The sequence below is a fragment of the Enterococcus sp. C46 genome (assembly GCF_040887565.1).
GTDB lineage: Bacteria > Bacillota > Bacilli > Lactobacillales > Enterococcaceae > Enterococcus_B > Enterococcus_B lactis.
In genome coordinates this window covers 1-343 of the sequence record NZ_JBFOGA010000040.1, presented here as the reverse complement: position 1 = coordinate 343, position 343 = coordinate 1, and the positions used below count along the sequence as shown (strand labels likewise).

The window sequence follows — 343 nt, the reverse complement described above, 5'->3', positions numbered from 1 at the left end:
CTTCTTTTCGGGTTTTCTTATATAATCCTCGAATGGCTTCCATGCCTTTAATCGTGGTAGAGGCAGTGCGTAAACTTCGATAGAATTTATTGCGTCTCTTTACTGGACGATGGTCTTGTTCAATCAAATTATTCAGGTATTTAATGGTACGATGTTCTGTCCCTTGATAAAAGCCGTATTCTTTTAGTTTCTTAAAGGCACTTGTAATAGAGGGGGCTTTATCTGTGACTACAACCTTCGGTTCATCAAACTGCTTCACTAACCGCTTAAGAAAAGCATAGGCTGCTTGTGTGTCCCGTTTTTTACGTAACCAAATATCCAAGGTTAAACCATCTGCATCGAT

The 343-nt window shown here is 39.4% G+C and carries 1 pseudogene; it reads right to left on the bottom strand.

What is annotated here, in order from left to right:
- Positions 1 to 343 (bottom strand): annotated as a pseudogene (locus AB3I27_RS14040) (IS6-like element IS1216 family transposase); the annotation flags it as partial.